This window comes from Streptococcus sp. 2018162, from assembly GCF_019754175.1.
Classification (GTDB): Bacteria; Bacillota; Bacilli; order Lactobacillales; family Streptococcaceae; genus Streptococcus; species Streptococcus hashimotonensis.
This window is the reverse complement of record NZ_JAIJZP010000002.1, coordinates 266,508-279,488: the sequence shown is the minus strand read 5'-3', so window position 1 is coordinate 279,488 and position 12,981 is coordinate 266,508. Positions and strand designations below refer to the sequence as shown.

The following is a 12,981-nucleotide window of genomic DNA, read 5'->3' as shown; positions in this document are numbered from 1 at the left end:
AAATATATAAATGATGCAGATAATACCAAATTTTCAAAACTTGTAAAGTAGTTATACAAGAATAACAGAGGTTACATTTTATCTAATTAGAGAAAATGGGTACTTCTCCTACGGAATCCCCAAAAGCAGGAGGCTTAGGAAGGTTAGGATAAGGGCAACAAGTAATTTCTTTTTCATAGATAATTTATTCATTAAACTGTTTGTAGTATTTGTCGTTAAATAGTTTTTGAAGGTTGATTTTAGGTTTGGGTTGCACTTCTAGGATAGGAGGTAGGATTTTATCGAGGATTTTTTTAGCTTCTAGCTCCTTGGACTTACTTTTATCAGCTTCTTCAAAATTAAGGTTTTGAACATAATAAACGAATCTTCCATCTTTTGTATCAAATATATAGTTTTCATTTCCGTATAATGGGTACAGGTTAAATTCCTCTGTACGATATGAGAGAATTAATTGATTATCTAATAAAATTGCACCATTCCCATCAAGGTCGTAGGATAAGTTATTGGTCGAAGGTCTTTCAATACTGTCCAGATGAGTTAAAATGATGACTAATTCTGGATTCGTCCCCTCTTTCCGAGGCATGTGCTGGACATAGTACCCTGCATAGTGAGAGAGATTATATGCGATATATAGCTTTCCAATCCCCCAAAGCAGGAGGCTTAGGAAGGTTAGGATAAAGGCAGCAAGTAATTTCTTTTTCATAGATAATTTATTCATTAAACTGTTTGTAGTATTTGTCGTTAAATAGTTTTTGAAGGTTGATTTTAGGCTTGGGTTGCGCTTCTAGGATAGGAGGTAGGATTTTATCGAGGAGTAATTCCGCCTCTTTTTGATATTGCGAATCATATTTTTTGTTATCAATATCATTAGTGTAATAATAAGAAAATTTTCCAGTCATATCAAAATGATAATTTTCGTTTTTAGTACTATTCCAGAGTAAGAAATCTGTCCCGTATGCTAACACCAAAGATTTATCCAATAAAACTGCACCATTCCCATCAAGGTCGTAGGACAAGTTATTGGTCGAAGGTCTTTCAATACTGTCCAGATGAGTTAAAATGATGACTAATTCTGGATTCGTCCCATCTTTCCGAGGCATGTGCTGAACATAGTACCCTGCGTAGTGAGAGAGATTATATGCGATATACATCTTTCCAATCCCCCAAAGCAGGAGGCTTATGAAAGTTAGGATAAGGGCAACAAGTATTTTCTTTTTCATCTTCTTTTTCCTTTAGATTTTGGGTTGGGTTTTGGTCTAGCCTTTGGTTTAGCAGTTGGTTTTGGTTTCGAACTTGCTTTGCGTTTTGCAGTTGGTTTTGGTTTCGGACTTGCTTTGCGTTTTGCAGTTGGTTTTGGTTTCGGACTTGCTTTGCGCTTTGCAATTGGTTTGGGCTTGGGACTTGTTTTGCGTTTTGCAGTTGGTTTTGGTTTTGGACTAGCCTTAGGTTTAGCAGAAGCTTTTGGCTTTGGAGAAACCTTCGAGTTTCCTGTCAGTTTCTGAAGCATTCCAGTTATAGGTCTTGTAATGTTACGACCAATCTTACTGAAAGATTTTGAAACTTTTGTGGGAGATTTTTTAGCTGGTTTTGAGGTAGATCCTTTCTTCTTGGATGAGATAAATTCTATGAATTTATTGAATTGTTTTTTTCCTGATTTTAAAATATTTTTTCCCGTTTTGACAAGTGAATTAGCTGTATCTTGAATCTTGTTTACAACTTTTTTTCCTATTTTGACAATCGGGGACACAATAGCTTTAACCTTGTTTACAGCCTTTTCAATATAGATACTAGAAATATCCTTGATAGCTTCAAATGGTTTTTGACGCCATCTGTCAAAGGTGCCTCCTAGCGCTACCTTATCTGTGATAGCAAGGTTTTGAGCAATATCCTTTGGTTTCCGCCTATTCAATAAAGCATAGCCAAGGGCTAGTACTCCCCCCATGGTCAGGCTCGCCTCAATCATATCAAGTGCCGCTTTTTCTCCTGCTTTTTTTGTATTCTTGTCATAGCTTTCCAAAAACAGTTTCTGCCGTTTTTCATTTAAATCACTCTGACCATAGTAAGCTTTAATCCGCTCTGCCAAAGGTAGATTTTTATAGTCAGGATGACTACTTAAAATGACAGCATCCATATCGGAATTAACATCTTTTATAGAGTTAAAGGTATAGATATCCCCAACAAAAGAATTGAGCTGTAAGATTGTCTCTTTATTATTGTGACCAGCAAAAGCTTTTCCTAAATCATATTGTACCAATGCCTCTCCTAGTTTTCCACTTTTTGCTAATAACCACAAGTACTGTGGATGTTTTAAACTAAAGATTCCTTTTGTCATATTATTCAGATGATTGTCTTGCATTTCAAGTGAAGCCAGGGTTGTCATTGTATGCGCAAAATCGATTGTTGCCGAATCCAAAATATGATTACTGTGGATTGCTTTAAGTGAAGCAATCTTATCTTCATGTTCAAGGGGCTTTAAAAAACTATTAAGAAGATTTTGCAGGTCATCATTTCCATAATCTCTATAAGCTAACATCAAAGCCAAATCTCGATTGATTTTTGCCTGATCTCCTTTATGCTTTTCACCTAATTTTTTAGCTAAAAAGTCAATATAATCAAGTGTGCTGACCGAATTAGCTCGAGTGTCGATATTTAGATTTTTCTGGAAATAATCATTGATATCAAGTTTAGCCTGCTTGTCTTTTAGCTCCTTTTCCATAAGAGAGGGTGTTGAAGCATGTGTCCATGGTTTTACCTTTGGAGAAGTCTTGCTTGCTTTGTTTACTATTGACGGTTGATAGGTAGGGTAATGGGAAACTATCGGAGACTTTGGCTCAAGATTGCTATGTATTCGTGGCTGATTAACGGGATAGGTTGTTACAGGAGGAATAGCACGCGCTGGTGGAGTTTTGATTGTTACTACTGGTTTATTAGAGCGCGAAGGTAGTTTTGTAGGTGGTCTATAAATACTTCTATGATAAAAGACAACCATTGGCTTCGGAGAGCTTGGCTTTTTAACAACCAATGGCTCCTTTGGATTTTTCACTTCTTTTGGTTTGACAGGTTCCAGCGGAAGTGAAACAGAGATAAGCTTGGGTTCACTTGGTTTTACAGGAGGTATCTAATGTATTTGGAGAAGAATTGGAGTTATAAGCAGTGTTATCTCCTTTGGTACTGACAATATCATCGGCTAATACAGTATTATTTGTGTGTAACAGTAGAACTGTACTAAAAAGAACTAGTCAAAATGATTGTAATAAAGTGCTTTTCTTTTTCATATTACCTCAATTTCAAATTATTTAATAAAGAACATTATAACATAATTGTATTAGGATAATCTATTGTCTTGTTTTTAACGGGTGAATATGCTTCTATTCCTAAAAATTCCTTGTCAATAGAAATAAACATATCCCCACAGGGGGATTGGAAATAGAATTAGATAATTTCATACTATCACTTCTACTCACTCTGATACTTTCCCACCACAAAGCAAAAAGCCTTACAATCAAGGCTTTTCATTATCCCTTTCGTTCAAAGGTTTCTAGGCTTTTACGAGCAGAGCAACACACTCGACGGTTCGCTGTTACCGCATTACTATGTTCTGCGACAGCTATCGCATGGGCGGAACATCTGCTTTTACTTCGATGATAAATCATCTCGTACAAGCAGTGATACCGCCTCAACATGTTTTAAATGAGTATTAAAAGGCAAAGCTTTCATAATAGATGCGGTCTTCTGGGATGCCATTTTTGACCAAATAATTTTGGTAGGCACGGTTCATTGCCATTGGACCTGCAATGAGGAAAAAATTGTCACGGTCTAGGGGGATGAGTTCCTTCAACTGGGTCTCATCCAGTCGTCCCTCTTGAGCAAAGTAGGTGAAATTTGGTCGCTTAGTTGCTAGGCATTGTAGCCAGTCATAGGCAATTTTTGCTCTGCCATTTTTTACGGTATGAATCAGATGAATCGTCTGACGGGGATTTTTTTCAATCAAGGATAGAAAGGGGACGATACCTACACCACCCGCAATCATAACCAGTTTATCCTGCCGTAGAAGCGATGATTTGAAACGATGAAGTACCCCGTAGCCGTGGGTAAATTCAAGTCCCTCTCCAATATCATGTCGAGCTAAGGCTTGAGTAAAATCACCCACCTGGTCGATAATGAGGGAAAAGCTATAATCATCAAAACACGCAAGAGAAAAGGGGTGGGGCTCAGCTAAATCTGGCTGATTAGGAAACCTAATGAAGATAAAATCCCCTGCTTTAAATCGGGTCAGGTTCTGACTCTTAACATCCAGTTTCAGCAAACCATCATCCAGATACTCTAGGGAAAGCAATACACCAGACTGCCACTTCTTTAGCTTAAAAACGGCATATGAACCAAGGGCAAAGAGGGTATAAAGACTGATTAACACCATAAAACCAGTGGCTTGACGGATATAATCAATGACCCAGATATGAAGATAAACTAGAATCACAGCAAGAAGATTCAGTCGATGAATCCAAATGCTAAACTCGTGTTTGAAGAGCTTTTCTAAGAACCGCTTGAGATTTACCAGCAAGACCCAGCGACTGGTCAGCCAACCCGCCATAAAAATAAGGGAGTAGGCAATCAGGGTCAGGAAGAGATAAAAGGCGATATCTCCTAAAAACTTAGGCAGATCTTCCGAAGGGAGCAACCATTTATGGAGGTGGCTCAAGCCCAGAGCAAAAAGACTGGTTATCCCGTGAATGATATACATATCAGGCAAACCAATTAAACGATCTAACCAACTGGGTCTGGAGGACAGCCAAATGACCACTAAAAACCAGACATAGGCAACCAAGCCGTAGAGAACGCCGACTTGACTTCTGCCATCCAAACTAAGTTGTGCAAAGAGTAGGCAAATTGCTGGTAGGGGAATCAAAAAGAGCAAACCTAGCCACAAACAATTTAGGTAAAACCGATGATGTTTTAACATAAAAGACCTCCATTATACTGTAAAATCTGATTATCATTAGTCACTAGGGTTGCAGTCAGGGCGTGTTGTCTGATAAATGCCCCAACTTCCTCATCCGACAGGGTCATCAACAGGGTTGACCAGGCATCCATGTCAACCAAAGACTGACCGACTAGGGTGATTTGAGCAAGGGAATTGGACTTTCCCTTCCAAAAATGATTGCCTCGTTGACTTTTCCCTGATGTCGCCACCCCACCTTGCCTTAGAGAAATTACCTCATCCATTTTTAAACAGGCATTTGGAGGGGCAACGGTAACTTTCCATTCAAAATCATTGTTTTCCTGGCTAAAGCAAAACATATCACCGCCACCGTTTAAGATGATTGAAACCAAGACCCCTTGATTGACCAAATCAGTCCAGATGCCCTTGACAACTTCCTCAACAGCCCAGCCTTTGACAAAGGAGGTGGGATTGAAACCTCGCTCATCATAGGGATGAAAGAGATAACCTGATTTTTCTTCAAGATGTCGAGCTAGACCAATGATGGTCGCCAGTTTATCATTGATGACAGGCTCTCGACGACGGTAACGACTGAGTGAACTGGTTTCGAGAAAGGCAGAAAGTGATTCTTCCACACTCTTTAAAAATTGGTCAGTCTGGTGCAGGGCTTGCGAGACTTGGGTAACTTCAACCTTATCCATGGAACGCTGGCTCGCCAGTTGGATGGTAAAGACGGTATCCATATGAAAGAAATGGTAAAGCTGATAGAGATAGTTAGACATTGACACTGACCCCCTGAATCATCTCCTTGTTAAAGGAATCATCACTCGAATAGACGCTAGTTAAGTCTCCAACTAGGGAAAAAAAACCATTTTCAAGGACGATGTCTTGCTGGAAGAGGACATTGCTCTCCCAGTAGAGGGTTCCCTCCAGATAAATGGTGTATAGACCATCTTCAAGTCCCAGTCCATCGTCAGTCTTGCCATCCCAAATATAGGTATTTTCCCCAGTTGACGGCGTTGGACTTGTCACCAAATCCAGTTGCTGTTGACCGAGCTGACTGGCTTGAACTGCTGACACCCAATGATTTAGACTATCGGGACGGCGAGAAAAACCTCCCTGAGCCGTAAAGCGACTGACCGACAGGGTTCGGACGACTTCACCAGCCTGGTTCTCGACCCAGATTGCCACCTGGTTGGATGCCGACCCCGCCATGCGTTGGTAATCCAGTAAAATGGTCACTTGGTTTGATGAAGTGGTTGAATCCGAATCTAGACTATCAGTATGCGTTTCCGAGTCAGCAATATCAACCTGACCAGTCGCAACTGCTGTCCCACCAGCATCCTTCTTCCAAAAATTGGTATAAATGGAAAGATAAGTCAGCATGGTAAAGGCACCAACACTGAGCCATACAGGGAGTGATTTTTTCATCATAAAACCTTTCTTTTTAGTTTGTTGATAATTTATGATATGATAGGGCTATGTTAGAGAAAAACTCCGTCTCAGCCAAATTAGCCTACATGACCTATCTCAATCGTGAGAATCAGTTCAAGCACTTCGATTCCTATTCGGAAGATATGCGTCAATACCATCTCCTTGCTCAAGGTAAGGACGAAGCCCTGACTGAGGGGGAACGCATCTTTGAAAAAATGCGTTCTGTCAGCCTCTCTAAGGACACCCTCCAAAGTAGTCGCTATATGTTTATCGCCAACGCCACCCTTGCCACTCGATTTATCATTGAAGCTGGTGTCGAGGCGGAAAAAGCGTACAATATTAGTGATTTGTTCATCCACCAGATGGATGAGGCTAAGGATTTCACAGAAATTAAGGGCATCCAGCAGAAAATGATTGCCTATTTCCTTAAGGAAGTAAAACAAGTGCAACACCAGCGGATATTTTCAAAACCAGTCATGACCTGTCTGGACTATATCGACCAACATCTCCATGAGAAGATTTCTGTGCCAGACCTGAGCGATTCGGTCAATCTATCGCCTAACTACCTGTCCCGACTCTTCAAGGATGAGACAGGCATGACCATTACAAGCTATATCAATAACCAACGCATTCGAACAGCTGAAAATATGATTCGCTACTCGGACTACAATTTTACCGAAATCAGTCAGATTTTAGCCTTCGGCAACCAAACCTATTTTAATCGGCAGTTTAAAAAACAAACTGGTCTCAGCCCCAGTCAATACCGCAAACACTGTCGACCAGACTACTTCCTCAATCAGCCAGCTGATAGGGACTGACCTCATCAACAATCGCCAACACCTGACGACTATGCTCAAATTGCTTTGCCATCGTTTCAACATCACGCTCAGTAATGATTCGGTTAAACTCAACAAATTCGGCATACATCCTGTGCTGACCAGCATTTTTATCTAAAACTTGTCCCTTGTCTTTTCCTGTTTGGACAAAGACTGACGGCAGTTCGTTGGTCGGTCCATCGATGCGGATAAAACCGTCCGTTCCCTGAATCGTTGACGAAATGGTTGACGATGAATCCTTGGCACCGATACAAATGGCCTGAAAATCGCCATAATCAAGGGAAAGAATGCCTGAAGTATCAACTCCTTTTTCCATATTCGCCGCATAAGAGACCGACTTGGGACGACCGAACAAGCCGACCATCAGGTGGATGTTGTAGATGTTAATATCTCTCAAAGCGCCACCACCTTTTTGAGGGTCAAAGGCTGGCAAGATATCGCCCCGCTTAAAGGTATCATAACGCGAAGAATACTGGGAATAATTGCAGGAAACAATTTTAATGTCACCAAGATTTGCCAACTGGTCTTTGATGACCTGAAAATTCGGCAGGTATTGGTTGGTGATGGCTTCCAGCAAGAATAGATTTTTTTCTTGAGCCACTGCCTGCAACTCATCCAATTCTCTCCCCCTCAGTGTGAAAGGCTTTTCGCAAATCACATGTTTCCCCGCCTCCAATGCTTGCTTGGCATAGTGATAGTGAAGGTGATTTGGCAAGGCAACATAGACGGTGTCAATCTCAGGATTGGACAGAATGCTGGCATAGTCACTCGTCACCTCTTTTATCTTGTAGGTTGCTGCAAGATTTTTAGTTTCCTCCAAACTCCGAGAACTAGATAAAATAACCTCCAAGGAAATCTCATCAATCTGTGTAAGGACTGGCAGAACATCCTTCACAATCATACCAGCACCTAAAATTGCAAGCTTCATTAAACATACCCATCATCCCCTTTGGGATGCCTTTCTGTCAACTATTATAGGAAAAATACCCAAGGTAAACTTATCCTATTCTACGAAACTTTATCTTCAACTTTATGAATAAAGGCCATGTTTTTTTTATTTTTCTTTCTATTGGTGTTATATGGAAATAGAAAAAGAGGTGAGCTCAAACTCACCCCACTAGTAGAACCGTTTAAGACGGTGGCTAGCTCAAAGTTATATTAAAACAACTGTCGGACTCGCCAAAGTTAACAACGATTGTTTTCTTTTTCAATCAGTTCCAACAATAAGCCGACTGGCTCTAGAACAAAAGCTCCCAAATGCAACATCATACCTCATTTAAATCAATCCTTTTCTCAATAACATAATAAACTTAGTTACCTTAATTTTTCTTATTCTATGCCATATAACTTGTTTTAACTGTCCTCGAACACACTCTACTTGATTTCCAAATTAGGAAGGGGTGGGGACATCTATTCCCTCATACTCCTTATCTCATGTCCCCCCTTGCGTCTACGGAAATAAATCCCTCTAAAATCCACCAGAACATCAACTACTTCAACTGAGGCCGTCACTTTGATACTACCCCACCCCAAAGCTCAAGCCTTGTCTCCAAGGCTTTTTATAATGCTTTCGTTCAAAGGTTTCTAGGCTTTCACTAGCAGAGCAACACACTCCACGTGATGCGTATTTGGGAGTTCCAAGGTCCTGTGGACCTTGGAAGCAGCTTGCCCAAAAATGAGAGAGCAAGCTGGACAATCTAGTTGCGTTTTTTTAATAATCCCACAACTTCCACGTGATGCGTATTTGGAAATAAATCAGTCGGCTGTACCTTGGTCAATTTGTACCCCAATTCCTCATAAAGTTTAATATCACGCGCCATGGTTGCCACATTACAAGAGATATAAACGATTTTCTCTGGTTTTACAGAAGTACTTGCTTTGATAAAACTTTCTGTCAAACCTTTTCGTGGTGGGTCGACAAAAATCACAGTTGGCTTGACTCCATCTGCCACCCATTTTTGCATAGCGGATTCTGCACTATCACAGACATAGGTAACATTATCAATCCCATTTCGAGCAGCATTCTTCTGACTATCAAGGACAGCCTTTTCAACGACTTCTACACCGTAAACATGCTTAACTTGTTTTGCAAAGGAGAGACCAATTGTCCCAATACCTGAATAGGCATCAATCACGACATCATCTGCCGACAATTCTGCAAAGTCAATGGCGGTCTGATAGAGTTTTTCAGCCATTTCTGTGTTGACTTGATAGAAAGACGGTGCAGAAATTTCAAATTCATTGCCCAACATGGTATCTGTAATAGTTTCACTGCCATGCAAAAGACGGAATTCTTGACCGAATATAGCATTGGTATTCTGGTCATTAATATTCTGAACGATAGAAACAAGATTTGGAAATTGGCTTGTCAAACGCTCAATAAGGGTTTCAACACGGAAAATCTTCGGACGAGTCGTAACTAAAACTAGCATCAACTGACCTGAATAATGACCACGACGAACAACAATATTTCTCACAAGTCCTGTCTGTTCTTTCTCATCGTAAGGCTTCAAGTCTAATTTTCTCAACAGGTCACGTGTCGCTAAAACCAAGGCGTCAATTTCCTTATGTTGAATGTAAAAATCTTCAATTGGAACCAAATCATGTGAATTTTTTCGGAAAAATCCTGTTTCTAACTGCCCATTCACACGACGAACAGGAACAGCTGCCTTATTGCGATAAGCAAGAGGATTGTCCATTCCCAAAGTATCTGCTACTGCTATTTCTGGCAGACCTGCAATCTTGCGTAGATTATTCTCAACTTGTTTTTTCTTAAAAGCTAGTTGGGCTGGATAAGTGAGATGCCCCAAGTCAGCAATACCTGTTCTTAGATAGGTCAAATCCAAGTCCTGATTACGGTCTTGTGAGAAGATCTGCCATTCTTCCACCTTACCAAAACCAATATTTTTCTTAAGTTTTAAGATGCGCATGGAAATTTTCTCGCCTGGAAGAGCATTGTCTACAAAGAAGACAAAACCATCAATTTTTGCCACACCCTGCCCCTCATGTGTCAAATCTACAACTTCTACTTCGACAATATCGTTTTTCTTTAACATAATTCTACTTTCTATTTTTGGACCACTAAAAAAGTGACCGAAGTCACTTCTAGTATACCATATTTCTTAACGCAAGCCTAACTCAGCCAAGCGCTGCTGGTATTTTTCAAAATCAACACGAAGAGCCATACCACCATACATATCATAGTCGTCAATCCAGTCTCCATTTTCTGGGATTGTAACACGTTCGATACCATTTGCTGCATCCAATAGAAGGCCTGGTCCCTGTAGCCACATAAAGCTTTGTGGCACTGTTGTCGGAGTCATCGCCACAACCTTACCTATAGCTTCGGAGCCAGAGAATAGTTTCATTGGATTTTTAGCCTGTGTCATAACAGCAGATAACACTTCCTGTTGACGTCTCGTACGACCAAAATCACCTTCATCATCCGAACGATAGCGCGCGTAGTTAAGCAAGGTCTTACCATCCATCTGCTGTACACCGACCTGAATCGTTTGATAAGCAGGAGCATTTTCTTCCAGCTGTAAATCATTCGGCACTTCTACTGAGCTAACGACTTCACCATTAATAGTTGAAAACTGTGCATCAATCGTTACGCCCTCAGGGAAAAGTGTATCAATCGTTGTCGCAAAGGTTGCAAAATCCACCATCGCATAGTACTTGACATCGATGTCAAAATTATTCTTCAACGCCTTCCGAACTTCTTCAGCCCCTTGCTGATTATCCTGTTCTCCCAAAGTATAGGCAGTATTGAGTTTATATTCATATCCCTCAATATCCACCAAGGTATCCCGCATAAAGCTAACAAGTTTGATTTTGTTATCCGTGTTATTCACATTTAGAACCATAATGGTATCCGTTCGAGTTTCACCTGAACTTTCGCCAACACGACCGTCTGTTCCCAAAATTAAAATATTTGTCCCATTCGATGTATCTACGCCGTTGAAGACCTCAGCTACTGGCTTCTCACTCACGCTATTCATACCTTTGAAAAAACTATAGCCCATCGCTACAATCACTAGCGCTATAGCAAGCAATACGAAACCAATAAAGCGCTTGAAACCACCCTTTTTACGAGCTTTTTTAGGTTTAGGTACTTTCGCTTTGGGCTCGATACGAGGAGACTGAAACCGTTGAGGTTTGGTTTGTCTTGCTTTTCTGGATCTACGTTCAGGATAGCGAGGCAACAGTTCCTCTTGCTCATCATCCTCTTCAAAATAATCTTCCTCGAAGTCATCTTCGTAAGCCGTTGGTGTGAAGCTACGTAGAGATTGCCTTGGACTTCCATGCCGTTCTCTCAGCTCTTTTTTATATAATAGATAATCCAACTCACGACTTTCTTTGTCATTTAAGTAGTGGATATTTTTTTGCAAATAATCTAACCTCAATTGCTCATGATGGGTTAGGATATTATTGTTTTTATTCATCTGTCTTCATCCTAGCTGGTCATATAGACCAGGTAATTCCCTAGTACTTTATAGGTTATGTCTAAACTAGTCAATTCTTTTTGAGAATAGGCTAATAATTCCTCAGACTGATTGTCAAGATCCAGTATGAAAAAATACTCACCCAAAGCCGTTTTCAGGGGTCGGCTTTCTATTTTTGTTAAGCTGATTCCTCTCCATGAGAAAACAGACATGGCCTTATACAAGGCTCCTGGCAGGTTATCTGGCAATGTCAGTGCAAGACTGACTTTTTTAGCTACTTGTTCCAGTGCAATAGACGGATCCTTATCCCCCAAAATCCAAAAGCGTGTAAAATTCTCGCTAATTTCCTGGATGTCTTGCGCAATTACCTCCAGTCCATATTCAACAGCTGCCGCTTGCGGAGCAATTGCCGCAAATGGTTGTTCAGGGTGTTCTGCCACAAAGCGAGCAGCATAGGCTGTACTAGCTGTTATTTCAATACGAGCCTGAGGAAAATGTTCCTGAATATATTTCTTCCCCTGAGCAATTGCCTGCGGATGAGAATAGATAACCTCTACAGCCTTATCGGCACTCGTGGCTAACAGTTGTTGGGCAATCGGTTGAACAATCTCTGCAACCGCATGAATCTCCGCCTGATGAAAGAGATAGTCAATCGTTTCATGAACACTACCTTCAATCGAGTTCTCTACTGGAATAACGGAATAGGTAACTTCCCCCGTTTCGTAGGCCTTGATAACCTCTGTAATCGTTTCAAAAGCCTGCAAATCCGCAGTCGGAAAGGCCTGCTGGGCCACTTGATGTGTAAAAGAACCACGAGGTCCTAGATAGGCTACTTGCATAAAATTTTCCTTGCTACTTGTTCTGGATTCAGTTTATCTGTATCGATTACAGTATCGGCTAAACCTTGATAAAGTGCCATTCGTTCACGATAAAGGGCTTCAAACTCTTCCTTACTACACTGTAAAAAGAGAGGTCTTTGCGACTGTCTATCCTTACGAATTCTCTGATAGGAAACTTCAAAGGAGGCAGTAAGAAGTACATTGTCCTCCCTATTTGCCAGCAGCAATTCCCTGTTTACTTCAGATTTAATCACACCACCACCAGTTGACACGATACAATTACTAGGTAAGTCCAGCAATTCTTTCAACACCTCTGTCTCCAGTTGTCTAAACGAAGCCTCTCCTTCAAGACTGAAATAGTCAGCAATAGGCATACCAATCCGTTCTTCAATGATATGGTCCATATCGTAAACGGGGAGATTTAACAAATGTGCTGTTGTTGTTTTTCCAACTCCCATAAATCCAAGTAAAACGATTGGCATACATTC

12 protein-coding genes are annotated in these 12,981 nt (G+C 40.7%); 1 reads left to right on the top strand and 11 read right to left on the bottom strand.

Annotated features, from left to right (window positions below):
• Positions 1-184: 184 nt before the first annotated feature.
• The 6 genes from K5Q22_RS03660 to K5Q22_RS03635 form a co-directional block, all read right to left on the bottom strand.
• A complete protein-coding gene (locus K5Q22_RS03660) occupies positions 185-703 on the bottom strand; it encodes a hypothetical protein (protein WP_205013570.1) in 519 nt (172 codons plus the stop codon).
• A gap of 7 nt (positions 704-710) precedes the next feature.
• Positions 711-1,220 (bottom strand): hypothetical protein, encoded by a 510-nt coding sequence (locus tag K5Q22_RS03655; RefSeq protein WP_205013569.1) that lies wholly within the window; start codon positions 1,218-1,220, stop codon positions 711-713.
• The gene (locus K5Q22_RS03650; RefSeq protein ID WP_205013568.1) at positions 1,217-3,043 is read right to left on the bottom strand and encodes a hypothetical protein; all 1,827 of its coding nucleotides are present in this window, start codon (positions 3,041-3,043) and stop codon (positions 1,217-1,219) included. Before K5Q22_RS03650 ends, K5Q22_RS03655 begins: the two co-directional genes overlap by 4 nt.
• A gap of 654 nt (positions 3,044-3,697) precedes the next feature.
• Positions 3,698-4,960, bottom strand: a complete 1,263-nt coding sequence (locus tag K5Q22_RS03645; RefSeq protein WP_205013567.1) for a hypothetical protein — start codon at positions 4,958-4,960, stop codon at positions 3,698-3,700.
• Positions 4,954-5,721: an FAD:protein FMN transferase gene (locus K5Q22_RS03640; RefSeq protein ID WP_205013566.1), complete on the bottom strand. Its 768-nt coding sequence runs from the start codon at positions 5,719-5,721 to the stop codon at positions 4,954-4,956. The genes K5Q22_RS03645 and K5Q22_RS03640 overlap by 7 nt, the downstream gene beginning before the upstream one ends.
• Positions 5,714-6,373, bottom strand: a complete 660-nt coding sequence (locus K5Q22_RS03635) for a DUF2271 domain-containing protein (RefSeq protein WP_205013565.1) — start codon at positions 6,371-6,373, stop codon at positions 5,714-5,716. Before K5Q22_RS03635 ends, K5Q22_RS03640 begins: the two co-directional genes overlap by 8 nt.
• Before the next feature lie 47 nt (positions 6,374-6,420).
• On the opposite strand from K5Q22_RS03635, the gene K5Q22_RS03630 reads away from it, so the two are divergent.
• Positions 6,421-7,191 (top strand): AraC family transcriptional regulator, encoded by a 771-nt coding sequence (locus K5Q22_RS03630; RefSeq protein WP_205013564.1) that lies wholly within the window; start codon positions 6,421-6,423, stop codon positions 7,189-7,191.
• Here the strand turns inward: K5Q22_RS03630 and K5Q22_RS03625 are convergent.
• From K5Q22_RS03625 to K5Q22_RS03605, 5 genes are all read right to left on the bottom strand, one after another.
• Positions 7,166-8,137, bottom strand: coding sequence for a Gfo/Idh/MocA family protein (locus K5Q22_RS03625; protein WP_205013563.1), 972 nt, complete (start codon positions 8,135-8,137; stop codon positions 7,166-7,168). The two genes, K5Q22_RS03630 and K5Q22_RS03625, sit on opposite strands and share 26 nt — an antisense overlap.
• A gap of 769 nt (positions 8,138-8,906) precedes the next feature.
• The gene (rlmD, locus tag K5Q22_RS03620; RefSeq protein WP_205013562.1) at positions 8,907-10,265 is read right to left on the bottom strand and encodes a 23S rRNA (uracil(1939)-C(5))-methyltransferase RlmD; all 1,359 of its coding nucleotides are present in this window, start codon (positions 10,263-10,265) and stop codon (positions 8,907-8,909) included.
• Positions 10,266-10,331: 66 nt separating this feature from the next.
• Positions 10,332-11,654: an LCP family protein gene (locus K5Q22_RS03615; protein ID WP_105133858.1), complete on the bottom strand. Its 1,323-nt coding sequence runs from the start codon at positions 11,652-11,654 to the stop codon at positions 10,332-10,334.
• An 11-nt stretch (positions 11,655-11,665) separates the two neighbouring features.
• Entirely contained in the window at positions 11,666-12,493 is an 828-nt protein-coding gene (gene pheA, locus K5Q22_RS03610; RefSeq protein WP_205013561.1) for a prephenate dehydratase, read from the bottom strand.
• Positions 12,484-12,975 (bottom strand): shikimate kinase, encoded by a 492-nt coding sequence (locus K5Q22_RS03605; protein ID WP_024393608.1) that lies wholly within the window; start codon positions 12,973-12,975, stop codon positions 12,484-12,486. Before K5Q22_RS03605 ends, pheA begins: the two co-directional genes overlap by 10 nt.
• Positions 12,976-12,981 lie beyond the last annotated feature (6 nt).